This is a genomic window from Belliella baltica DSM 15883 (assembly GCF_000265405.1).
GTDB classification, from domain to species: Bacteria; Bacteroidota; Bacteroidia; order Cytophagales; family Cyclobacteriaceae; genus Belliella; species Belliella baltica.
Genome location: NC_018010.1, coordinates 3822860 through 3849579 on the forward strand (window position 1 = coordinate 3822860; position 26720 = coordinate 3849579).

Genomic DNA, 26720 nt, shown 5'->3' on the forward strand with positions numbered 1-26720 from the left:
ACGATTACAATCTGTCTAGGCTTGAATATATTTTATAATTTTTGCATAAAGATTATCAGGATTGAATGGCTTTGGAATGTAGTCATTCATCCCAACAGCATCAATTTGATCTTTGACCTCTAGCAAGGAAGATGCCGTCAATGCAATAATGGGAAGCGTTCTGATTTTTTCATCATCATGTGCTCGAATGTATCTACCAACTTCGTACCCGTCCTTTTCTGGCATTTGAAGATCGAGAAGAATCAAATTAAACTCTTTGCCTTCAAGCGCTTCTATTGCTTCATTTCCATCATTTGCCATGACCACTTCTTTTACTCCCCATTTATTCAAAAACTTCTTGATCATAATCTGATTTACCAAATTGTCTTCAGCGACTAATATGGATGCATGAGATAAATTTTTCTGAGTATTGACATAATCTTCTTTTCTATCAAGCAAATGGGTTTCCGGCTTATCAAACTCGATTTCAAAACTGAAAATGGTACCGCCAATAGATGTTCTATTCACTGAAATCGTTCCACCAAACAACTCGACTAGTCTTTTTACAATTGCAAGTCCTAGGCCTGTGCCCCCATATTTTCTAGTCGTATCTGTACTAGCTTGAGTAAATGCCTCAAAAATCGTCGCAATCTTATCGTCAGGTATCCCAATACCACTGTCTTCAAACTCAAAACGTATTTTTACAGAATCCTTCTTTTCAAAAACTTTCTTTAAATAAATTTTTACAAAGCCTCGCTCAGTGAATTTTATAGCATTAGAAATCAAATTATTAGCAACTTGTGCCAATCTAACTGGATCTCCTGTCATTATTTTGGGGAGATCGGCATCTAGTTCAAAGCTTACATCCAATTTTTTTTCTCTCGCCTGATAGGTGTAAGAATGAATGATCCTATTGAATACCATATCAATGTCAAAAGCTACTTTTTCAAGCTCTATCTTTCCAGAGTCAATTTTATTATAATCTAAGATATCATTGATTAATCCAAGGAGGTTTTCTGCGGAAAATTGTAAAGTCTTAAGGTTCTCTAATTGGTCAGGCCTAGGATCATCCTCTATTAATAAATGAGCCATACCAATCACTGCATTCATAGGTGTCCTGATCTCATGACTCATGATGGACAAAAACTGAGATTTAATAGTAGATGCTTGTTCAGCTTTTTCTTTAGCATAAAAAAGCTCCCTTTGAGCTTCTTTAAGCTTCGTAATATCTCTTGCTATCCCAGTGTAATGTCGAACATTGCCTAACTCGTCTTTTATTAACCTACCATTTGAACTAAAAACTTTATAATCTCCATTTTTATGTCTTAGTCGATATTCTAAATATTGGTGGTTTTCAAAAATTTCGGAAACAGATTGATTGAGCATTTCAGCAAAAACTAACATATCATCTGGATGTAGAAATTCTGTTAGTTTTCTTGATGTAACTTCCTGGTGCTCGTAGCCTAAAAACTGTTTTACATTAGGGGACACATAGGTAAGATGAAGATCCAATGATATAGAGAAGATAATTTCAGTGGATTCTTCTACCAAAGTCCTGTATTTTTCTTCGTTTGCTCTTAAATTTTCCTTGGCTTCAAACTCTTCATTTATATCTCTTACTATTCCTAAAGCATATTCTACCTCACCTTCATGCAGAATAGGTCTTACAGTCATTTCATACACTCTTTTCCTGTAAATCAGGATTTTTTGAGCAAATTCCTTATTCTGAAATGACCTCATCACTGCAGGCTTGATTTCGTGTAAATTATACCTATGAATTTCTTCAAGAGTCTTACCTTCAAAATCAGATGAGGTCATTCCCCAATTAGCGAAATTTGTACCTTCTGCGACGATGTATCTAAGATTTTTATCAATTAGAAATACATTGGTCAGAGGAATGTTTGCAGCCAAAACACGATACCGTTGTTGGGAGCGAATCATTTCCTCTCTATTTAACTTTCTTTCTGTAATATCCTGTAATATTCCTTCGTGAAGGGTGATTTCTCCATCAATACCATATACTTCTTGGGTCTTATCTTCAACCCAACGATAGGTTCCATCCGATTTTCTCAATCGGTATTCTCCTGAGAATGCTGGAACCCCAAGGTCGTTTTTCTTATCATTATGATATTTCAAAAGGCTAGAAGCATCATCAGGATGTAAAAGATCCAATATACTTCTGTTTGAATTAATCAATTCTTGAGCATTGTACCCAAATTGCTTGATATTATCAGTGATATAGATAATCCTAAAATGATCATTCGGATCTACAGTGAACAATACAGCTGAACTATTTTCTACAATCATTCGCGCTTTTTTAGCCAAAGCCTCCTGTTTGAGCTGCTGCGAAAGATTTCTTATCAAAAATGAATAGCCTAACTTCTCTTTAAGATCGTTTGAAAATACTTGTACTGAAAGCTCAAAAGGCTCAAGCTTACCCCTAGATGTCTTGATATAAATATCTTCTCTATACTCATCCCCTTCTCGTAAACTTTCTATAATTTGATCTAGATCAGTATTTTCTGAAAATTGAAATTCAAACAAATCAGAAATTTTACCCTCATACTTTTCATTCAATGACAATTGAACTTCATTAGATGCCGCCTTATTCATGTAAATAACCTTTAGATGATTATCTGTCACGAATACAGGGTCATTGACCTGAGCCAAAATTTGCGACTGAAGTTTTAGATACTTCTCTGCATCTTTTTTATCAGTGATATCAGTACAATAACCATAAATCTCAAAATTTGAAGTCCCATGAATAGGTCTAACTTCGACACTATAACTTATAAATTTATTTCTGTTGTCTTCATTGAGGCTGAATTCTCCAGAAATCGGACTTCTTGAATTGATGGCCTTATTGACATTATAAAGCAATTCATACCTATCTTCTTTGGCTATTTTCTTTAGCAATTCTGAAATCGTTGCAGAAGACACCAATTCATCAAGACCAAAAATTTTATTCAGCCCTTTAGAGAAAAACAGTAATTTTTTAGAATTGCTAAATCTCCATGATCCAGATTTAGCTAAAATCTCCGTAGAAGCTAATAGGTTTTCATTTCTTTCAAGTCTTTTTTTGATAGATCTATTGATAAATGTGCCTGCATAAACATCTCCTAATTGGCCAAGTACATATTCATCTTTTTCATGCCATGCTCGTTTTTCACCTACAGCATCCAAACCAAAAAATCCAATCAGTCTATTTTCGGAAAAAATTGGAATCAAAATAACAGAAACTATCCCCTGCTGTAGATAAATATCTCTTTCATAAGCATATTCAGGATCCATTTTTGATACATCTGGAATTATAAAAATCTTTCCCTTTTTGAGATAGGAGATTGTCAATAAATCATCACTAAATGGAATATTTTTTAAAAACTCGATCTGTGGCTCTATCCCCTCTGCCGTCCATTCATAGGCATATTCTATTTCTCTTTTGAATTCATGCAAAAGAGAAATATAGGCTCGATCAGCTTTTTCAAATTCACCTAGCATTTTCAAAGATTGATTGAACACTTGATCAACTTGGTCTATTGAGGCATTGACAAATTTCTTTGAAATTCTATTTATCAATTTCTCTAGCTCGTATCGCTTTTGAAGTGATTTTTCAGCCTTTTTGTAGGTAGTAATATCTCTTGCAGAAAACAAAACCCCTCCTATCTGTGGGTCATCAATTAAGTTTCTTGCAAAACTTTCAATGTATATATTTTTCTTACCGGGAAGTCTAACAATAAAATCTAAATTAACTTCTTCTTTGGTCTTCAAAATCTCATTGAAACTACCTTCCTGAATTTCAATTATGCCTTGCTTTACAAATTCTAGATATGATTTTCCAATTATTTTTTCCGGATCAATCCCAAGTTTATCAATGATTGAAGAACTTAAAAATTTATAGACACCATGCTTATCTAGAATGGCAACCATATCGTGACTATACCTTAAAATACTTTTAATTAAGTTTAAATCCCTATCTGTATTATCCAGAAGTAAATTTGCAGATTGCTTGAACTCTTTCTCATTGAAAACTAATCTTCCTTGCACCACTAAAATTCTTTCTTGATAACTGGATGGGAGGTTGATAAACTTCCACTGAAAACGCTTCATTTCCCCCTCAAAATTTTGAAGAGATTGAATATATTCCATTTTCGGTAATTCTCCTTTATCAAAAAAATCGTTAATTACTTTCTGAATTTTAGAATCATCAAAAATGAACCTCCAATCATCGGGTTGATCAATGAAGTGCTCTCTGTAATATTTATTAAAATAGATGATCTCTTCTTTATTGAAAACAAAAAGAGGATCGAAGATTTCATCAAAAAAATTAGAAATATCAAATTTAGTGAATATACTCATTTCCGATTATAGATTCTTATCTTAGACAGGGGATTACATTAGCTCTCGCGTCTAAAACTACAACAAATTCTTTTAAATCATATTTGCAACTAATATTAATATAATGCACTCAAAAACAAAAACCCTTTTCCTATTATTCTTCCTTATTTGGAACGTATCTGTAGGACAGAACAAAGAGTTGATCCAACTCACGGATTTGACGCAAATAGTCACTACTTCTTCCCACCAAATCCTTCCTGATGGAAAGCAAGTTGTCTTTGTCAAAAACTACATAGAAAATACGGAGAAAGAGCAATATGCTTACAAAAGCCAAATATGGATCAGTGAACTTTCTAGCCCATTTGAAAGCAGGATGCTCACTTCAAGTGAATATAATGTATCATCATTTGCAGTGTCTCCAGACGGTTCTAAAATAGCCTACGTCAGACCAAAAGATGGCAAAGCGCAAATTTGGATTCTTCCGCTCAATGGAGGCGAGAGTCAGGTGCTTACCAATGAAAAGAATGGTGCAAGTAATCCTCAATGGTCACCTGATGGAAAGAAAATTCTATTTACCTCGACTTTACCCATCTGGGCTATAGATGGAAGACCAGAATGGGAGCACCAAAGACCCGGTCGCGAATATGGCGACGAACCAAACTATAAAGCTATAAATGCTGGAATTGGCATGGAAGAAACAAAGCCAAACCCTGATGGAAACCTAGAGGAGCTTCGTGCTTGGTTAGCAAAAAATGCCGCTAAAAATGATCCAAGAGTAATTGACAGATTGAATTTTCTGGGAGAAAGAGATCTCAGCCCTGATTTATACTTTTCACATTTAGGTGTTTATGATTTTGAAAGTCAACAATCAGAGATGTTGACACAAGGTTTTCAAAGTTATTTTGGAGCTACATGGGCTCCTGATGCCAGCTATATTTTAGCTTCATCATTGAAAAATGATGAACACCCAGATCTAACTTCACATACAGAAATATGGAAGATTGATTTAAAGACTAAAGCATCAGGTAAATTTTTTGGGTTAGACAATCATAGAATAGGAAATCCGAGTTTTTCTCCTGATAGAAAATGGATTCTCGTTAATGGTCAAAATGTAGAAGAACCAAGTTACAATCAAAGCATGATTGGCTTGATGAAAGCAGACGGAACAGGCTTCAAATGGTTGACAGAATCTCTTGATAGAAGTATTTCAAGTGGTCAGTGGACAGCAGATAGCCAGTTTATCTACTTTACAGGAGGTAATCAAGGAGGAACCTCACTTTGGAAAGTAAATATTAATAACGGAAAAATTGACCCAATCATAACAGGTCCAGTTGGAGTTGGCAATCTTCACATTTTGGGTCAGAAGATGGTATATAGCTTGATCAAAATCGAAAACCCCTCAGAGTTTTATGTTTCGGATCTAGCAAATAAAAACCCACAGCAAGTCAGTAAATTCAATGAAAGTTGGTTAGTAGGAAAACAAATCTCTAAACCTATCGCCCATCAAATCCAAACCTCTGATGGATTTGAAGTAGATTATTGGGTAATGGAGCCAGTGAATAAAAAAGAAGGAGTGAAATACCCAACTGTCTTGCAAATGCATGGTGGCCCTTCTGCCATGTGGGGACCAGGAGAAGGATCAATGTGGCATGAATTTCAAGTGATGACAGCCATGGGATATGGCGTGGTGTATGCTAACCCAAGAGGAAGCGGTGGATATGGAAAAGCCTTTCAAAAAGGAAATTATAGAGATTGGGGAGATGGCCCTTCGGCAGATGTACTTGGTTCGCTAGATGATGCTTCTTCAAAATATAATTGGATAAATAAAGATCAATATTTTCTAACAGGAGGATCCTATGCTGGATATTTGACAGCTTGGATAGTAAGTCATGATCATAGATTCAAAGCTGCTTTTTCTCAAAGAGGCGTTTACGAATTGACCTTTTTCATGGGAGAAGGAAATGCTTGGAGATTAGTTCCCAATCATTTTGGCTATCCATGGGAAGATGGAGTGAAAGAAATCATGGACTATAACAGTCCTCAAACTTATGTTCAGAATATCAAAACTCCATTACTAATCAAACATGGAGATGTTGATTTACGAACTGGAGTTAGGCAGTCCGAACTTCTTTACAAAAGCTTAAAAATCTTAGGAAGACCAGTAGAATATGTACGATATCCTGAGGAAGGACACGAAATGTCACGATCAGGAGCAGTGCATAGAAGAATAGACAGAATTGGGAGAATTATTGAATTTTTCGAACGATACGTCACTCATCCTTAAAACCAAAAACAAAAAATGATGAAAAAAAGAATGATTTATGTCTTTGCAGCATTCCTGTTGATATTCAACAGCTATGCTCAAGAGGAGAAGGCTCCAAAACCTATGGATTGGAAAGACATTCCTTCATGGAAGTCAATTTCTACTAATAGTGTGAAAATCTCACCCGATGGCAAGTGGATGGCTTATGCCATGCTTCAAGTGGAAGGTGATGGAGAGTTGATCATAAAGAAAACAGATGATCCTGAGTATAAAAAAACTTACAAAGTAGGCTCTTCAAGTTTTGTAAATATGGCATTTTCAGATGATAGCAAATGGATTGCTTTCAAAGAATACCCTACAGAAAAAGAGAAAAAAGCGAATGAAAAAGCTAAAAAGCCACTTTCTGAAAAAGTTATTTTATTGAACCTCACTGATGAAAAGAAAACAGAGTTTGACAAAGTATCAAACTTTTCATTCAATGGAGAAACATCAAGTCATCTCGCTTTGAACCTAACCAAAGAAGGGACAAACGGAGATGCAAAAGGCTCAGATCTACTCTTAGTAAAACTTGCCACAGGCGTGAAACAAAACATGGGTAATGTACTTGAATTTTCATTCAACAAGACAGGAACTCACCTTGCCTACACAGTAGACGCAGCCAATCAATCTGGAAACGGGATCTATCTCATGAATGTCAGCAATGGAACTACTCAAGTTTTAGATAGCGATGCAGCTTCATATAAGTCTATCAATTGGACTGAAAAAGGTGATGCATTTGCTCTTTTAAAATTGGTTAAAGACAAGAAATTTAAACAAGATCAAGGAAAAATAATCGGTGTGAAAAGCCTAACAAACCCTCAGGTTACCTTATATGATCCTTTGAAAGACTCCATCAATTTCTCAAAAGACTATACAATCAGCCCTAACAGAAGGCCTCAGTGGTCTGAAGATTTGAGTAAATTATTCTATGGAATTCATCCTCTGATACTTGCAAAAAAAGAAGATGAAAAAAGTAATAAAAAAGTAAATGAAGATTCTGTAAAAAAAGCAGAAGCAGAAAAGCTTGCTAAAATAATGGCAGATTCTTCAATCAAATCTATTTCAGATCTTCAAAAGGCAATCGCAAAAGCGGATAGTTCTAAAACGAAACCCACATCTTCTTCTGATGACTTAACAAAACCTGACATGACTATCTGGCATTGGCAAGACGCAAGGCTACAATCTAGGCAGCAAGTGTTGGAGAATCAGGATAAGAACTATAGTTTTTGGGCAATGTTTGATCTCAAATCTTCAAAACACACTGCTTTGCAAGATAGCAGTATGAAAGAATTATCTTTGATGCCTAAGGAAAAATACGCTTTAGGGGCCGATTTGTCTGCTTATGAATTAGACATAAATTTAGATGGGCAGAATTATAGAGATATTTATATTGTCGACCTATCGACTGGAGAGAAAAAAATGCTCTTCGAAAAATTCTACCTTCCCTCTTATTCATCATTTCCTAGGTCTTCTCCTGATGGAACTAAAATGATGTATGGTCTAGATGGGCATTATTACATTTTTGATTTAGTAAAAGGTACCAAAACCAATATAACTGAATCTCTTCCAACGACTTTTGTAGACATTGAAGATGATCATAATGTAACCAAGCCACTTCATGGAAGCCTTGGATGGAGTCATGATAGCAATTATGTTTTACTTCGAGATGGTTGGGATATTTGGCAAGTTCCTCTCAATCCTAAAGAAAAAGCGATCAATTTAACTAAAAATGGAAAAGCTGAAAAAATTCGCTACCAAACACGATTTGTCTTAGATGACGAAGAGAAAGGTTATGACTGGAGAAAAGCACAATATTTCAGAACCTATGGAGAAAAATCAAAGAAAAGCGGCATTGTAAAAATTGATCCAAGCAAATCAGGACTACAAGCGGGAGTTAAAACTTTAATTTGGGAAGATGCAAATATCAATAGGTTTTCAAAAGCTAAGTCTGCCGATGTCTTTTACTTCACAAGAGAAAAATTCAATAAGCCTACAGAATTTTTCTTGACAGATTCTCAGATCAGCAAACAGACCCAAATATCAGAAAACACCCCTGATGCTGAGAATTACCTTTGGTCCTCTGGGGCAAAATTGATTGATTACATATCAGATAAAGGTGATTCTTTACAGGGGGCCTTATTCTTACCTGCTACTTATCAAGAAGGTAAAAAATATCCAACGATCATTTACTACTACGAGAAACTTTCACAGACATTGCATAATTATAATGCACCAGGATTTAGCGGAACTGGATGGAATCCTAATATTTATACAAGTAATGGCTATGCAGTCTTTATTCCAGATATTGTTTACACAATGGACGATCCGGGAATGTCAGCGGTATGGTGCGTGCTTCCGGGAGTGAAAGAAGCGATTAAATCGGGTGTAATTGATGAATCCAGAATGGGACTTCATGGTCACTCTTGGGGTGGTTATCAAACTTCTTTCTTAATCACTCAAACCGACATGTTCAAGGCAGCTGCTGCAGGTGCTCCGCTTACCAATATGATCTCGATGTATGATTTGATTTATTGGAATTCGGGTGGTGGAAATATGTCTATTTTCGAAGCTTCTCAGGGTCGATTCAAAGGAGCTCCTTGGGAAAATTGGGAATCATATCAAAGAAACTCCCCAGTTTACCATGTGAAAAATGTAAAAACTCCATTACTGATGTTGCACAATGATAAAGATGGCGCAGTAGATTTTACTCAAGGTATTGAATATTATAATGCCTTAAGAAGATTGAAAAAACCTGTCATAATGGTTCAATACAAAGGAGAGAATCATGGACTTTCCAAACTTGAAAATAGAAAAGATTATAGTGTGAGAATGATGGAATTCTTTGACCATCATCTCAAAGGAACAGAGGCACCAGATTGGATTGCTTCTGGTGTTGACAAACTTAAATTAGAAGAGCATTTAGAGACTCGAGTGTTTATAAACAACTAAATAATTGAGAGTATTTATATAAAAAAAATAAATTATTTATATAAATATTTTAATTAAATTCACCAAAAAATACCTACATATAGGTATTTTTTGGTGAATTTTTTTTCTCCATATTTGAGGTGCTTTTTAGAGTAAATCTATTAGGTGTTTAAGTTTTATGTGGGATCTTATCCAACAAATAAAAAAGTCTTTATTATTGATAGGGACTTTTTTTTAGATTCATTTTCATTGGTTCCACCCTCCACCAAGAGCTCTATAAAGCTTCGCTTTGGTTTGCAATTGTTTCACTTTTAATTCTACTAATTCAATTTCCGCCTCTAAAGCTCTTCTTTGGGCATTGGTAACTTCCAAATAATTAGCATATCCTACAGAAAACATCACGTTTGAATTATCAACTGATCTTTTTTGAGCAGTTACTTCTTCAACCTTCAATTCTGTTTGCTTAGCATATTGATCTATTGAGTTGACTAAATCTAAGATCTCTAGATAACTTTTGAATACTGTTTGCTCATAAGCTAAAAGAGCAATCTTTTGCTCAGAATTTGCTGCTTCAAATGACATCCGAATTGCATTTCTGTTGAAAATTGGTGCCATCAATCCAGACCCCAACTGATAAGCTGTCGAAGCAGGATTAAAAAATAATTTCCCAAAGTCAAAAGCATTAAATCCAGCCATACCAAATAAGTTAAATGAGGGGAAAAATGCTGCTCTAGCTGCATTTAGGTCAGCTTTTGCAGCTATTAATTCCAATTCCGAACTTCTGATATCAGGTCTATTCACCAATAGCTGCGAAGGCATTCCAATCTGAATCAATTTTGACCCCATATCTATATCAGCTAAACCATCTCTAAGGTGGTCAAAATCATATACTCCCAACAAGCTTGATAAATATAACTCTGCTGAACGGAGCTCTCTTTGTCTTTCTATCAATTGACCTTTGGAATAAAGCATCAACGCTTCAAACTGATCTAATGCAAGTTGATTTTCCTTTCCTGCTTCTTTCAATTCCTTAGTTAAGTTAAAAGCTAATTCCTGCAATCTGATATATTCTTCTAAGATTTTAAGCTCTTCATCAAGCCCAAGTAATGTAAAATATGCAGAGGCCACCTCAGTGATCAACCAAGTTTTAACATGATTTGCCATGTCCTGAGAAGCCATCAACCTCGCCACAGCAGCTTTTTTCTTATTCTTAAATTTTCCCCATACATCCAATTCCCAATTGAATTGAGCACCAATTACAAAATCTCGATATGGGTCTGGAATCAATTTATCCTCAGGCACTGTAGGCGAAAGGTTGGAGTCTGCATTCCCTACTCCGTCCATGGTATATTCACCAAACTTTCTGGATGAAGCACCTGCTATTCCATTTACCTCTGGAAGAAAACCAACCTTAGCTATTCGATAATTTGCTCTCGCAATTTTGATTCGCTCCAAAGTTTTTAAATTATCCTGATTGTTATCCAAAGCAATATTGATAAGCGAAATCAGGTTTTCATCTTCAAAAAAATTCTCCCAATTCAATAAGCTTATGTTGAATAAAGTATCTGATTCGAGAGCTTCCAATTGATCAAATGTACTCGGTAAAGCTATGTTCTGATCCTGTTCAGTTTTTTTGAGTGCCTTACATGAAAACAGAAGAATCCCAGTACTTAAAGCAATGATTATATTTTTATAATTATTTTTCATTGTACTTGTTTTTGAGTTTCGACTTGCACTTCATTTTTCTTGAATTTTGAATTTAATGTTTCAAAAACTACATAAAGTCCTGGGATCAGAAATACCCCAATCAATGTCCCTATCAACATCCCTCCTGCGGCTGCAGTACCGATCGTTCTATTTCCTATTGCTCCAGCGCCTGATGCAAGGGTCAGTGGAATGAGACCACAGATAAATGCAAAAGAAGTCATCAGAATTGGTCTAAGTCTTTCTACTCCTCCATTGATTGCACTTTGTAGTATTGAAAGTCCTTTAGCTCTGTTTTGAATAGCTATCTCTATAATTAAGATGGCGTTTTTACCCAAAAGTCCAATTAACATCACCAAAGATACTTGTGCATAAATATCATTTTCTAAACCAGTCATTTTGAGGAATAAAAAGGATCCAAAAATCCCTGCCGGAAGAGATAAAATCACAGGAAGTGGAAGGAAATAACTTTCATATTGAGCTGAAAGCAGCAGATATACGAATAGCAGACAAATCAAAAAGATATAAATAGCTTGATTACCCGAAGCAATTTGCTCTCTTGTAATTCCTGACCAGTCTGTATCAAAACCTCTTGGCAGAGTTTGCATAGCAACCTCTTCTACAGCTTTGATTGCATCCCCTGAAGAAAAACCATCAGCTGCATCACCACTAATCAAAGCTGATGTAAACATATTGTATCTAGACAATTGCTCTGGACCATAGACTCTTTCAAGTGTAATAAAGTTGGAATAGGGAACCATCTGCCCACGATCATTCTTTGTGTACATACTCAGAATTGACTCAGGAGATGTCCTGTATTCAGGTGCAGCTTGTATCATCACTTTGTACATCTGTCCAAACCTAATGAAATTGGAAGAATAAAAACTCCCCACATAACTCTGAAGTGTTTCCATTGCATCATTGACAGAAATACCAAGCTTTGCAGCCTTATCATGATCTACATTAATGATATATTGAGGGAAATTCGGCTCAAAATTGGTGAAAACCTCCTTAAGTTCTGGTCGCTTATTCAAAGTCTCTACAAACTCTTGGCTAACTTGTGCCATAACTTCAAGATTCCCTCCTGTCTTATCTTGAAGTCTCAATTCAAATCCTGAAGCATTACCAAAGCCGGGAACAGGTGGTGGGGAGAAAAATTGAACATCCGCTCCTTTGATATGAGAAACTCTATCCTGATAATCCTCTATCAACTGATTGACATTTTTATCTCTGTCACTCCAATCGACCAAGTTGATCATTCCCATTCCATAAGAAGCTCCTGCAGTCTCCGTCAATAACGAATATCCTGCCAGTGTAGAAATTGTCTCAACTTCTTCCATTGGTAAGAGACTGGCCTGCACTTGATCCATAATTACACTAGTTCTTTCAACTGTCGCACCAGGTGGAGTTGTCACATTTACATAAATCATCCCTTGATCTTCATTGGGAATAAATCCGCCAGGAACTATTGATAATCCGCCATAGGTAAGGCCAAAAAACAGAACTAATCCACCAAAAGTGATGGTTCTTCTTCCCGCAATATTTTTGATTACACTTGCATACTTACCAGCAAGCTGATCGTACCTTTTATTAAAATTAAAAAAGAACCTTTGCAAAATTCCACTTTTTGGATCATGCTCTACATCTGAAGGCCTTAACAACAAAGCACATAAGGCAGGAGAAAGTGTCAAAGCATTGATCCCTGAAATAACTATAGCAATGGCTAAAGTTAGAGAAAACTGTCTGTAAAATATCCCAACAGGACCTGACAGAAAACTCACTGGAATAAATACTGCTGACATCACTAAAGTAATCGCAACAATAGCTCCGCCAATTTCTTTCATTGCTTCTAATGTAGCTTCCAGCGCATTTAACTTTAACTCATGCATCTTTACATGAACAGCTTCAACTACAACGATGGCATTGTCCACGACAATTCCAATTGCTAGAACCAAAGCAAAAAGAGTTAATAAATTAATTGAAAACCCAAATAATTGCATAAATGCAAACGTACCAATCAAAGATACTGGTACAGCTATGGCCGGAATCAAAGTTGATCTAAAATCTTGAAGGAATATAAAAACCACGATCGAAACTAAAATAAAAGCTTCTACCAAAGTCTTAATCACTTCAAAAATTGAAGCATCTAAAAACCTTGAAACATCATAGGAATAGTTAAACTCCATTCCTGGTGGGAATGAAGAAACCTGAAGCTCTTCCATCTTAGCTTTGATATTGTCTATCACTTCTCTAGCATTAGACCCAGGACGCTGTTTGATCATAATAGATGCCGAAGGTCTTCCATCAGTCATCGAAACCATATTATAATCTTGAGAATCAAACTGCACCTCGGCCACATCTCTTAACTTAAGCAAAGAACCATCTGGCAATGCTTTCAAAGTAATATTCTCAAAATCAATTTCTTGATTAAATTTCCCGGTATATCTCAAGACATATTGAAGGGCTTGAGGATCTCTATCCGAAGATATACCTGACTTTCCTGGAGCTGCTTCCACATTTTGATTTCGGATAGCTTCTGTTACATCTTGAGGAGTCAAATTATATGCAACAAGACGATCAGGATTAAGCCAAACTCGCATGGCATAATCTCTTGAGCCCATTATTTGAGCAAAACCAACCCCATCAATTCTTTTTAGTTCAGGAAGTATATTAATATCAGCAAAATTATAAACAAACTTCTCATCCTGCGTCGTATCTGAAGTCATCAAATTAAGGTAAAGCAACATACTATTTACTTCCTTTTCTGTCTGTACTCCAGCTCTAATCACCTCTTCAGGGAGCTCATCCAATACCGTGGCAACCCTATTCTGTACATTGACCGCTGCTTGATCTGGATCAGTTCCTACTTCAAATACAATATTGATCAAGGTTATGCCATCATTTGTATTGACAGAAGTCATATAACTCATCCCGGGTACACCGTTGATGGCACGCTCTAAAGGAGTAGCTACAGCTTTGGACAACACCTCTGCATTTGCACCTGTGTATTTAGCAGTGACAGTCACTGAGGGTGGTACGATTTCAGGGAACTGTGTTATCGGTAAAGATGTCAATGCCAATAGTCCTAAAAGGGTAATAAATACAGATATTACTGTAGAAAGTATTGGCCTTCTAATGAATAATTCAAACATGATTTTGTCTTTTTATTAACCTATTAAAAAGCATTTACCAAAGTATCATAAGCTTCCTTTTCAGAAACACGCATAGGAATGATTTCCATGCCATCTTTCAACTGCTGAATACCTTCAAAAATTATCTTATCTCCAGGTTCAAAACTATCTGAAATATAATACACACCATATCTTTGAAGTGGAACAAAACTTCTTACTCTTACTTTATTGTCTTTATCCAAAATATAGACATAGCTATAATCTTGAATCTCAAAAGTTGATTTTTGGGGGATAAGAAATATATTCTCCAAAGTATTATCCATTTGGATTTTACCACTAGCGCCATGTTTAATCAGCTTATCTGGATTAGGAAATCTTACTCTAAAGGCAATCGATCCCGTACCTTTTTCAAAATCTGCCTCCATAGTTTCTAATTTACCTGAATATTGATAGGTCTGTCCATCAGAAAGGATTAAAGAAACGACTTCATCTTCTTCTAAAGCTGACATTTTTTTTGACTCCAGTCTATCTCGCATATATTTGAGATATTCGTTTTCTGTGACTTTGTAGTAAGCAAATACCTCAGAAATATCTGTGATATTAGTTAAAAGGTCACCTGCTGTGACTAAACTTCCTGTTTTATAAGGGATTCGATCAACTATCCCATCAAAAGGTGCTCTGATCGTAGTGTAAGACAATCCGGTTTGAGCATTTTTTAGCAATGCCTCTGTTTCAAGAATTGCAGATTGAGACACAGAGTTTTTTGCTCTTGCCAATTCTAACTCAGATGGAGAAATGATCTTTTTATCTACCAAAATTTTGAGTCTTTCAACTTCAAGTGCAGTAGATTTAGCCTCTGCTCTAGCTTGCATCAATTTAGCATTTGCAGAATTAACCATCTCATTGAATTCATTCGAGGTCAATTGAAAAAGTGGCTGCCCTTTTTTGACAGTTTGACCTTCGTCCACGTAAATTTTATCTACAAAACCCTCTACTTTAGCCCTTACTTCTACAAATTGAACAGCTTGAAGATCTGCAACATAGGTCTTTGGGACTTCGATAGATTTTGGTTGAAGATCTAGCACAGGAATATCTGCTAGGATCACATTAGATTGATTCTTTCCATTTCCTGACTGACAAGAAGTTAAAATGACAGCAGCTAAGAAAGAGAAACTGAAAATACTTTTTGAGAAGTTCAAATGCATGATCTTCCCATTAGATTTAAACAAACCTTTGGAATTCATAAGATTGAGAGATAAATGAATAATTAAACTTCTTACGATGAAGAACTTAAGAGCAAATAAAATTTAAAAACAAAGTGACTTCAGGGAGCATTGGAGGATATTATTTTCTCCAAAACCAATTGAAAATATGGTAAATCACCTGTAAAATTTAGAAAAGTTATAAGGATAAACTCCGCCTTTGGTTCAACGAAAGGAACTAAGTAATCAAATACTTTTGTGATCTCGATTCGTTTAATTTTAATTACTTTGGTTAAAGATTGATTTCTTAAAAATGTCTCAGGAAAATCAAAATAATCAAAGTCTAAAGCTTCTATAAACTCACCTTGAAAAACTGACTTATCAACTTTATCAAAGCTATCTATGACTGCTAAGCTTGAGAAAAATAAAGCCATGAACACAGTTAAAAACTGTATTTGTCGGGCAAAGCTTATTCTCAATTTTTGAAACATGAAACAAAATTAATCAAATTTTAAAAATTCAGCTTAAAATTTATATTAGTGGAATTTATTTTTGATTTTTTTTGAAAAATGATGTTGAAAAAAGAAATAAAATAAGAAATATATATTTTGACTTTAAAGGATTAAAAGCAAGAAAACACATGTTTTTATTTCACAATAAAAATAAAATTTTAAAAAATCATTTGTATGAAATTTTAAATAAAAGGCCCAATAAAATTAACTTTCAAGATAAACGCAGTTTGGATTTTTAGATAAGCTAATACTTTAGAACTTTGAAACAATTAAAATATGAACATGAAAAAAGACCTAAGAATCATATATATGGGAACTCCTGAGTTTGCAGTCCCCTCTTTGGAGTTATTAAATAAAAATGGTTGGAATGTTGTAGCAGTGATAACTGCACCAGACAAACCCAAAGGAAGAGGTCAAAAAATGATCCCTTCTCCTGTCAAAGAATCCGCTGTGAAACTCAATATCCCGGTTTTACAACCTACTAATCTCAAATCTCCTGAATTTTTAAAAGAACTAGCAGGTTTTAAAGCAGATATTCAGGTTGTGGTTGCATTTAGGATGTTACCTGAAGCTGTTTGGAATATGCCGCCACGAGGGACTTTTAATCTTCATGCATCTCTTCTACCCAATTACCGAGGAGCCGCCCCTATCAATTGGGCAATTATCAACGGTGAAAAAGAAACTGGTGTGACGACATTTTTTCTAAAACATGAAATTGATACTGGAAGCATTATTTTTCAAGAAAAGGAAGCTATTCTTGAGGATGATAATATTGGAACTTTGTACGAAAAATTAATGAAAAAAGGATCCTTATTGGTTCTCAAAACCATCGAAGCAGTAGCAGAAGGAGACATCACACCGCTTCCTCAAGATGAAAGCCTAGCCAAACATCACGCTCCCAAAATTTATAAAGAGACCTGTCAAATAGACTGGGAAAAATCCGCATTTGATATTCACAATTTGGTAAGAGGTTTATCTCCCTATCCAGCTGCTTGGACTATTTTAAATGAAAAAAATTGTAAAATTTTCAAAACTAAAATAAACAAAGAAAGCCTCCCTAATCTCAATCCTGGAGCATTCAAAACAGACGGAAAGTCACAACTAACATTCAAATGCGGGGAGGATGCAATAGACATTTTAGAACTGCAAATTGAAGGCAAAAAAAGAATGGCGATAGATGACTTCCTAAGAGGCAATAAGTTTGACTAAAAATAAGATAAAAAAAGCCAACTCTCTCCAGATACCATTTAAAAATAATCGAAATCTTATATTTGGAAAGCTGCGCCGCAGCGCAAATCTGTATAGTGAACCGCAGACAATTATTATCCGCAATATTATAGGTAATAGAAGCACATAGCTGTATAATTGCGGACAAACAAATGTTATTGAAAAACAAGAAAGATTTTAAATATGACAAGAATTCTTGTAAATTTTAAATTGCATTGGAATGCTCAATAATTGAGGTGTGAATTATGGGTTTTGAGGAGATTGGTTGCCCTTTTCAAAGAGTAAAACCATTCGTAAGGGATTATCCTACAATGATTTCCGCAAATAAAATAGTAGAATATCACATCATTTTTTTTGACTTTACACAAGCTAAATCTTACCTTTATTTTTATAAATAAAAACCTATTTATTATGAAGAATTTAATAAGACTTTTGCTCTTTATTTTTATCATTGCTTTATCGTTTGAATCAAAGGCACAACTTGGAAATAGGCTTAAGCAAGCAGCCTCCAAAGGGCTTGGAAACGCACTAGAAAAAAGAGTAGAAAAAGAAGCAGAGAAAATCGCTCAAAGGCAACTAGAGAAAGCTTTTCAAGACATATACGGTCCTGAAATGCCATCGGGAGGGGGCTTTGATATGAATAAAATCCTTGAAGGCATTTCTATGGATGTAGAGACTGCATCAGAATATAGATTTCAGGGATATTCCAATATGCTTATCAAGAGTACCGATGAAAATGGCAAAACTCAAGATCCATTTCAAATGAAAACTTTTTTTGATCAGGACGGAAAAACTGTAGCTATGGAATTTGAGAACCGTGATAAAAACAGTTCAGGCAAAACAATCCTAATTTATGATTTGGAAAGAAATGCTTCAATTTTTCTTTTGGATGCTAATGGTGAAAAAAGCAGCATGGCATATGCATACGATTTCACAAAAATGACTGAAAATGGGGATTTTGAAGATTGGGAAAAAGACTTAGAAAATGAAAATTTTGAACTTAAAAAAACAGGAAATAAAAAAATCATTCATGGTTACGGGTGTGAGGAATATGTCGCTGATTCTGAGGATGGGATTGCTACATATTGGATTACAGACAAACCAATCGAAGGAAGTGCAGCTTTTTGGGGTCAGAGTAATCCACTAATCAACTTCTCAAACTATCAATCAAAATCGATGGAAAATATTCCTAATGGTCACATGATGGAAATGTATTTTGAGAGCAAATTAGATCAATCAAAATCAGAAATCACAATCACTGAAATCAACGATACTTCCAAAATCACATTTGACATTCAGGAATATCCAAACATCTTAAAATCAAAGCAATAAGACTCCTCTTCGCAAAATTTTCTCATTCCTTATATCTTCTTGAAAATATTCAAAATTAATTTCTTTTTAGAGTTTGTCGAAATTGATTTTTTGGCTTGAAAATCCTTGGTATCTTGTATGCTAAACTTACAAAGAAAGCATTGAAAATATCATTAATAGTTGCCAAGGCACATAATAATGTTATCGGGAAAGACAATCAGTTGATATGGAGACTTCATTCTGACTTGAAACTTTTCAAAAAAATAACAACAGGTCATCACATCATTATGGGTAGAAAAACCTATGAATCTATGGGGAAACCTTTACCTAACAGAACTTCAATAGTCATCACAAGAAACAAAAATTTTGAGGTACCCGAAGGTCATCATGTCGTTCACTCTTTAGATGAAGCAATAAGACTTTGCATAAGCAAAAACCTAGATCAGATTTATATCATAGGTGGTGCACAAATTTACAGTGAATCCATTCCCTTGTGTGATGAAATGTTGATCACAGAAGTAGATGCAAATCCAGAAGGAGATGCTTTTTTTCCTGAATTCAGTCTTTTGGAGTGGAGAAAAGAACAAAGTGAGCAATTTTCCAAAGATGATAAAAATGAATTTAACTTTGAATTTGTAACTTATAAAAGAGTTAAATCATGAAGAATCAAGTAGTATGGATTACAGGCGCATCCTCTGGAATCGGAGAGGCTTTGGTTTATGAATACGCAAATAAAGATTATAAAGTGATCATCTCTTCTAGAAAAAAAGAGGCCTTAGAAAGTGTAAAAGGAAGAGCTAAAAACCCGAATGATATTTTTGTTTTGCCTTTAGATCTGGAGCAAAATGAAAATTTCAATGTTCTAGTTGAGCAAGCCATCTCAGCATTTGGTCATATTGATTTGTTAATTAACAATGGCGGAATCAGCCAAAGATCCCTAGCAGCAGATACGAGTTTAGAGGTTGATCGTAAAATCATGGAAATCAATTACTTTGGTACTATTGCTTTGAGTAAAACCTTGCTGCCCCATTTTATTTCTCGACAAAAAGGGCAATTTGCTGTAATCAGCAGTTTAGTTGGGAAATTTGGTTCTCCATATAGATCCTCTTACGCTGGCGCAAAACATGCCCTTCACGGTTTTTTTGATTCCCTCCGAGCCGAGAATTTCAAAAAAAACATTAGAGTTACAATGATTTGTCCAGGGTTCATCAAAACAAATGTCTCTATCAATGCTTTGACGGGGGATGGCACTCCATTGAATGAAATGGATGATGCCCAAAACAAGGGAATGTCACCCGAATCCTGCGCAAAAGCAATCAGAAAGGGAATTGAGAAACATAAAGAAGAAATCCTAGTTGGGGGTAAAGAGACCTATGCTGTCTATTTAAAACGGTTCTTCCCTAGCCTTTTCTCGAAATTGATCCGAAAAGCGAAAGTAAGATAAATAGCAATTCATAAATAAGAGATTTCAAGTAAGCATTTACTTTAAAAAATGATCTAAATAAATGACCAAGTATAAAGAAATAAAAGCAGAGATTTTGGCTATCGGAGATGAATTGCTTTATGGACAAATAGCCGATACAAATAGTCATTGGATTAGCCAAGAGTTAGATAAAATAGGAGTAAGAGTAATAAGAAGAACAACAATTGGGGATAATAAAACGTCTATGATGGCTGCTTTTGCGGATGCAGAAAAGCGCGCAGATATCGTATTGATGACAGGTGGACTTGGCCCTACAAATGACGATTTGACCAAACCGCTTTTAGCCGAATATTTTAATTGTGACATTCAACTCGTACCAGAAGCTTTAGAAGCTGTGCGGACTTTTTTCGAAAAAAGAGGCAGAGAATTGACGGATTTGAATAGACTTCAAGCACATCTTCCAACAAAATGCACCTACGTCCCTAATGAAGTAGGCACCGCTCCTGGAATGTGGTTTGAAGAAAATGACACTGTATGGATGTCAATGCCAGGCGTACCACATGAAATGAAGAAGCTGATGACAGACTTTGTCATTCCCAAAATCAAAGAGACATTTCCACTCCCCATCATCTATCATAAGGTAATCAAAACGGTAGGAATTGGCGAAAGTTGGCTAGCAGATTTGATCAGTGATTGGGAAAATAACTTACCAGAAAACATCAAATTGGCTTATTTACCATCTTTGGGACAAGTAAAGCTGAGGCTTACTGCCTTTGGAGATGATTATGATGAACTCCAAGCAGCTGTTGAGACTCAAATTGATAAGGTAAAACCTAAGATTGATAAATACATCTTTGGTTACAATAAAGAAACACTTGAGGAAGCGATAGGTAGGCTCCTTAAGCAAGCTGACAAAAAAGTAGCTTTAGCGGAAAGTTGTTCTGGAGGATTTATATCCCATCTAATTACGAGCATACCAGGAAGTAGCAAATATTTCCAAGGGGCATTAATACCTTATCATAATGAATTCAAAAATAAGATTTTGCATGTGGATCTAGAAACTTTAAAAATCTTTGGAGCTGTAAGTGAACAAACAGTCATTCAAATGTCTGAGCAAATCAGAAAGAAATTTGATGCTGATTTTGGGATAGCAAGTAGTGGAATAGCAGGTCCTGATGGAGGTTGGGCAGAAAAACCAGTAGGAACAGTTTGGATAGCCTGTGCCATGGAGGGAAAAACAATTACAAAAAAACTCCAGCTAACTCAAGACCGTCTTCTAAATATTCAACTGACAGCAGTAGCAGCACTCAATATGCTCAGATTATGCATTATTGGAAAAACAGAATAAAAATTTTAATAAATGATTTTGTAATACATAAAATAAAATTTAATTTTAAAAGTCAGAAATAAACCCAATTAAATAATAAAACATGGCAACTGTAGAAATGATAATGCCCAAAATGGGTGAAAGCATTATAGAGGGAACCATCCTAACTTGGCTTAAAAAAGAAGGTGATACAATAGAGCAAGATGAATCTGTTCTAGAAGTTGCTACAGATAAAGTTGACACGGAAGTTCCTGCTACCCAAGGTGGGATTTTAAAACAAATTTTGGTAAAAGAAGGAGATGTAGTGGCTGTAGGCGCACCAATTGCAATCATCGAAACTGAAGGTGAGGTCTCCAACGAACAAAGTAAAAGTCCAGCAAAAGAAGAATCTTCTCCAAAAGAAGCATTGATTGCTGCCGCTCCAGCTCAAACTGCCACTCTTGTATCAGAAAATTCAAAAAATGAACCTGTGTCAGGTGATGATAGATTCTACTCGCCTCTGGTTCAGAGTATTGCCAAAGAAGAGAATATTTCAAAATCAGAGCTTTCTTCTATATCAGGAACAGGTAAGGATGGGAGAGTTACTAAAAATGATATTCTAGGATATATTAAAAATAGAAATCAGCCTAAACCAACGGATTCCATTTCCAACGCAAAACCTTCTGCAAGCGCACCAATGCCGAAAGCAGAGGTGAGTATCTCTGCAAGTGATGAAATCATAGAAATGGACAGAATGCGTAAGATGATTGCGCAAAGAATGTTAGATTCTAAAAGAATTTCACCTCATGTGACTTCATTTGTTGAAGCAGATGTGACTAATATTGTGCTTTGGAGAAATAAGGTAAAAGATGCCTATAAGAAAAAGGAAGGTGAAGCATTAACATTTACTCCGTTTTTTGTTCAAGCTGTTGCAAGAGCGATCAGAGATTTTCCAATGATTAATATTTCTGTGGACGGAGACAAAATTATCAAGAAAAAAGACATCAATATTGGCATTGCTGTAGCCTTACCAAGTGGCAATTTGATTGTCCCAAATATTAAAAATGCTGATCAATTTAACTTAACTGGACTTTCCAAAAAAGTTAATGATTTGGCTTTGAGAGCAAGAAATAACAAGCTTTCACCTGATGAACTTGGTGGTGGAACTTATACAATTTCGAATGTAGGTTCTTTTGGAAATGTGATGGGAACACCAATTATCATGCAACCACAAGTTGCAATACTTGCAGTTGGGGCAATTACGAAAAAACCCGCTGTCGTAGAAACACCAACGGGAGACGTAATTGCAATTAGGCACAAAATGTTCCTTTCTCATTCTTATGACCATCGTGTCGTGGATGGCTCACTTGGAGGAATGTTTGTCAAAAGAGTAGCTGATTATCTCGAAGAGTTTAATTTAGATACAGAATTATAAAAGTTAAAAAGGAGGTCAATTGATCTCCTTTTTAACTTTTATATCAAAATGTTTTTTTATAATCAATGCAATATCTTTAACCTGAACAGGTTTGGCAAGATATGCATCCATACCAACCGCAAGTGCTTCATTGATATCTCCCTGAAATGCGTTAGCAGACAATCCTACTATAGGAATATTCTTTTTCCTTTCCAAATCCTTGATGATTTTAGTTGCTTCAAGACCATTCATTTTTGGCATTTGAATATCCATAAATATCAAATCAAAATCTCTCTCTTTTACAAAATTCACAGCTTCTAAACCATTAAATGCAATTACAACCTCATAGCCTAACTCTTTCATCAGCATTTTCATAAATTTCAGATTAGTCTCGTTATCCTCAACTAATAAAATTTCCATAGGAAAAGAATCGGCCATCTGCTCCCAGTTAAAATCCTCCTCCTCTTTTGAACTTGTCACATCTAATATCTGCTCTTCCTCTTTCCAGATTTTCCCAAAAACATTAAAAGAAAAAGTTGAGCCTTTATTTTCTTTACTTTCAATTCGCAACTCCCCTCCCATTAACTCTATGAGCTTGTTAGAAATTGCCAAACCCAATCCAGTACCTCTATACTCTCGTGTCGCACTTCCATCAACTTGTACAAATGGCTCAATCAATGAACTGATTTTATCTTCAGGAATCCCAATGCCAGAATCTGAAATTGAGAAATTTAAGATTATATTACTTTCTAAGAACAACTCTCCACTCATTTGTAGAGAGATTTCTCCATCATTTGGAGTGAACTTGATTGCGTTGCCTATTAAATTAAACAGGATTTGGCCTAGTTTTTCTTTGTCTAGCTCAAGATATTCTGGGATCAAAGGTCCAAATTGATATTTCAGTTTGATGTTTTTTTCCTGAATCAGTGCGGAAAAAATCTTGAGAATTTTTTCAATTTCATTCTTAAAATGAAACACTGATCCTTCAAGCTTCATCATCCCAGCTTCAATCTTAGAATAATCTAAAATGTCGTTTATTATTACAGATAAGGATTGCCCGGAATCTTTAATGACTTGCAAAAATTCTTTCTGATCTTTACTTAACTGAGTCTTTTCCATCAAACCAATAATCCCCAATAGACCATTCATGGGTGTTCTTATTTCGTGACTCATATTTGCCAAAAATTCTGATTTAGCTTTATTGGAAAGTTCAGCAGACTCCATTGCTTCTTGAAGTCCTTTTTCCCAAAGTTTTTGGCCAGTAATATCTCGTGCGATTGATATCATTCGCTCTTCGTCTAACTTAAAAAGTCTTGTCTCAAAGAATTTTTTACCCGATTTGGACAAAGCTTCAAATTCAATAGTCACAAGCTTGCCCGAAGTGCGTGCCTTTTCAAAACCATTCATGATTTCCTCACTCAATGGCTCTGGTAAAACTTCATTTATTGATTTCCCCATAGACTCTTTTGCAGGACTAATCAACATCGAATCATCCTGTACGAAATAATCCAAAAAGACACCTTCATTGCTATAAATAAAAATGATATCAGGCAAACTTTTCAAAACTGAAATAAGTCTATTGTTACTCCTTAGCAGTTCTTGCTCTGATAAATATCGCTCATTACTATCCGTACATATCCCGACGTTTCCTGTAAATTGGCCTAAATCATCAAAAAACAATTTTTCAAACACTCTAACCCTCAACCATTCTCCATTTTTATGCAAGAAATCAAACTCCAATGAAAAGTTGTCATTCTTATTATCTATGGATTCAGTGATGACATTATTGAGCTTTTTTAAATCTTCCTTAGAAATAAACTTATGAAAATTAGCCTTAAAATCTTCTGATTCATAACCTAAAACATCTTTGACTTCATCGCTGACACTAATCATCTTTCTATCAGCATCCTGAAAATATATAAATCCTTTGGATTCTTGAAGCAATAAACTCTGCTGTCTAAATAAGCCTTCAATCTTCTCTGAATTTTCTTTTAAAATCTCATTTGAAATTCTAGCATTTTTTATAAACCGGTACAAAATCAAAATCACAACAAGCAACAAAAACATCAAACCAATCAAAAGGTAAAAGTATGTGCTATATATTCCCGCTGTTGCAATGCGTTTGTCCTGAATAAAAACTACCGATAAAGTATCCTCAAGAGGATATAAATTAAAAGGATATTGGAAAATAATAGCCTCGAATTGTTTGCTCTCAATTTCATTGACTAAAAAACCCTGATAACCTCCTCTAAGACCATTTTTTATATCTTTATCGAGTTCCTCCATTGTGGTGGACAAAATCCTATATCCACTTCTAGGAAGGTATTCATAAAGACCAAAAATCTCCCCATTTTTATACAAGAGTTTTTCACTGGAAAGTCCTAAATAATAATTCCCTAATTCATCTCCCAAAAATCTGTCTAAATTAAAAATCCCATGAATCTCAACGGCCTTCGAAGGATTTTCGAATTTTATTTTGTTTTGACTTTCCGTAGCTATAGATTCATTTGGATTCAAAATCGATTTGATAAAATTGTTCCTTTCATCAAAATGAAAGGATACAGTCTTATTTGGGAAAGCTACTATTAATGTATCTAAGATATTTCTATGATTATTAAAAATCCTCCTTGCCCTCATTTCAAAAGCTATCTCTTCATTATTTCCTCTTTCGTAAGTCCAAGGTTCGAGGTTATTGACAAAAAATATCAAATCCTCATAGGTCGTCTCGAACCTATTTTGAATTTCTTTTGCGACGAGTTCTACTTGCTTATTTAAAAATTGTTGCCTCGCGTCTAGTTGATTATCTGTCAAAGCATTAAAAAAATTAAATGCTAAAAAGAAAATTAACATTACTACGACAACACCAGTTACGACAAACCATCGATAGGCTGTGGAGTAACTTTTCGAAAATTTTGAATCAAATTCAATCATTTGATAGCTACGTCTAATACCAACCAATTCAACCTTTTCATTGGATATGCATTTACTTCAAAATTATCTAAACCTTCTTTCAACAAATAAGTATCAGCTCCAGCAAGAAGTAGATTAGAAATCATTTTTCTGACTTCTTTACTTTTGCTTTTGAAAAGATTATACTCTTCTGGTCTAAAGCTATCGAGCGTGATGGTTTGTAAGTAGGTGTGATTTTTAAGTGGAGGCAATGATAGTGCTTCAATAGCCCTTGGATGACCAGCTACAACGGTTCCTGTTTGGTCAATAATCACCAATTGCCTACTAGTTTTTGAAAGATAATTTTCTAGAATGGAATTGATTGAGATATCAAAAGCCAAAACCATTTTTAATTGATCTTCAAAGTAAATCGGATTAAGTAATGAAAGCACCCATCCTTTGCCAACAGGATCAATATAAATTTCCTCTATCCAGACAAGTTCTTTTTTTGGATTATTTTTCTCGTCTGCCTTATAATAAAAATTATAAGAGGTCACATCAAGATCCGAACTCAGCATCGTCCTTGCATCGTAAGGAGGATATAATCTATTCAGCTGTACTGCACTATTGAAATAAACTTGAGTAATAACCTCGTTGTCTTTGATCACCTCTCTAAAAATATCATCTAAAGGATTGGTTAAAAAAATCAGCTCCTCTACTGCTTTTTTATCCTTTCCTGTAGTCGGAAAATATAATGTACTCAACTTAGGGTCTGCATTTGGTGCAGTATTCGCAAAAGCTCCTTCAATTTTATACTTTGACTTGTCAGCTTTTGCTAAAATCTCCTCTTTATTCTCAAAAAGTTCAATGATATTTACTTCAATTTTCTCGATTTCATTTTCTAATATTTCAAAGTCGTACTCTATCAATGAAATAAAAGTCTCAATTTCCATTGTAATTCCTTCGGAAAACTTATCAACTTTTGAAGTACATGAAAATGTGAAAATCAAAATAAAAAAAGGCAGAAAACAAAAACGCTTCATATATCTTTAGTAGT

The 26720-nt window shown here is 35.1% G+C and carries 15 protein-coding genes; 8 read left to right on the forward strand and 7 right to left on the reverse strand.

The annotated features are described in order from the left end of the window. Positions 1-15: 15 nt before the first annotated feature. Positions 16-4335 (reverse strand): PAS domain S-box protein, encoded by a 4320-nt coding sequence (locus BELBA_RS17325; RefSeq protein WP_014773974.1) that lies wholly within the window; start codon positions 4333-4335, stop codon positions 16-18. 103 nt (positions 4336-4438) lie between these two features. Between BELBA_RS17325 and BELBA_RS17330 the strand changes: the two genes are divergently transcribed. Continuing rightward, on the forward strand, positions 4439-6598 hold the full coding sequence (locus BELBA_RS17330) for a S9 family peptidase (protein ID WP_014773975.1): 2160 nt from the start codon (positions 4439-4441) through the stop codon (positions 6596-6598). 15 nt (positions 6599-6613) lie between these two features. Further along, the gene (locus tag BELBA_RS17335; RefSeq protein WP_014773976.1) at positions 6614-9565 is read left to right on the forward strand and encodes a S9 family peptidase; all 2952 of its coding nucleotides are present in this window, start codon (positions 6614-6616) and stop codon (positions 9563-9565) included. 225 nt (positions 9566-9790) lie between these two features. Here the strand turns inward: BELBA_RS17335 and BELBA_RS17340 are convergent, their stop codons facing one another. From BELBA_RS17340 to BELBA_RS19175, 4 genes are all read right to left on the reverse strand, one after another. Beyond that, positions 9791-11251, reverse strand: coding sequence for a TolC family protein (locus BELBA_RS17340; protein ID WP_014773977.1), 1461 nt, complete (start codon positions 11249-11251; stop codon positions 9791-9793). Further along, positions 11248-14400: an efflux RND transporter permease subunit gene (locus tag BELBA_RS17345; protein ID WP_014773978.1), complete on the reverse strand. Its 3153-nt coding sequence runs from the start codon at positions 14398-14400 to the stop codon at positions 11248-11250. Before BELBA_RS17345 ends, BELBA_RS17340 begins: the two co-directional genes overlap by 4 nt. A gap of 23 nt (positions 14401-14423) precedes the next feature. Continuing rightward, a complete protein-coding gene (locus tag BELBA_RS17350) occupies positions 14424-15584 on the reverse strand; it encodes an efflux RND transporter periplasmic adaptor subunit (protein WP_014773979.1) in 1161 nt (386 codons plus the stop codon). Between the two features lie 119 nt (positions 15585-15703). Next, positions 15704-16015: a hypothetical protein gene (locus BELBA_RS19175; RefSeq protein ID WP_157466119.1), complete on the reverse strand. Its 312-nt coding sequence runs from the start codon at positions 16013-16015 to the stop codon at positions 15704-15706. A 360-nt stretch (positions 16016-16375) separates the two neighbouring features. On the opposite strand from BELBA_RS19175, the gene fmt reads away from it, so the two are divergent. The 6 genes from fmt (at position 16376) to BELBA_RS17390 (ending at position 22795) form a co-directional block, all read left to right on the forward strand. Beyond that, positions 16376-17302, forward strand: a complete 927-nt coding sequence (gene fmt, locus BELBA_RS17365; RefSeq protein ID WP_014773981.1) for a methionyl-tRNA formyltransferase — start codon at positions 16376-16378, stop codon at positions 17300-17302. A gap of 429 nt (positions 17303-17731) precedes the next feature. Next, entirely contained in the window at positions 17732-18652 is a 921-nt protein-coding gene (locus tag BELBA_RS17370) for a DUF4412 domain-containing protein (protein WP_014773983.1), read from the forward strand. Between the two features lie 140 nt (positions 18653-18792). Then, positions 18793-19293 (forward strand): dihydrofolate reductase, encoded by a 501-nt coding sequence (locus BELBA_RS17375; protein ID WP_041779750.1) that lies wholly within the window; start codon positions 18793-18795, stop codon positions 19291-19293. After that, entirely contained in the window at positions 19290-20075 is a 786-nt protein-coding gene (locus tag BELBA_RS17380) for an SDR family oxidoreductase (RefSeq protein WP_014773985.1), read from the forward strand. The genes BELBA_RS17375 and BELBA_RS17380 overlap by 4 nt, the downstream gene beginning before the upstream one ends. Positions 20076-20136: 61 nt before the next feature. Next, the gene (locus BELBA_RS17385; protein WP_014773986.1) at positions 20137-21402 is read left to right on the forward strand and encodes a competence/damage-inducible protein A; all 1266 of its coding nucleotides are present in this window, start codon (positions 20137-20139) and stop codon (positions 21400-21402) included. Positions 21403-21484: 82 nt separating this feature from the next. Beyond that, positions 21485-22795 (forward strand): dihydrolipoamide acetyltransferase family protein, encoded by a 1311-nt coding sequence (locus BELBA_RS17390; protein ID WP_014773987.1) that lies wholly within the window; start codon positions 21485-21487, stop codon positions 22793-22795. 15 nt (positions 22796-22810) lie between these two features. Here the strand turns inward: BELBA_RS17390 and BELBA_RS17395 are convergent, their stop codons facing one another. After that, complete coding sequence (locus BELBA_RS17395) at positions 22811-25705, reverse strand: hybrid sensor histidine kinase/response regulator (protein ID WP_014773988.1); 2895 nt, start codon at positions 25703-25705, stop codon at positions 22811-22813. Beyond that, entirely contained in the window at positions 25702-26706 is a 1005-nt protein-coding gene (locus tag BELBA_RS17400) for a PDC sensor domain-containing protein (protein ID WP_014773989.1), read from the reverse strand. The genes BELBA_RS17395 and BELBA_RS17400 overlap by 4 nt, the downstream gene beginning before the upstream one ends. Between the last annotated feature and the right edge of the window lie 14 nt (positions 26707-26720).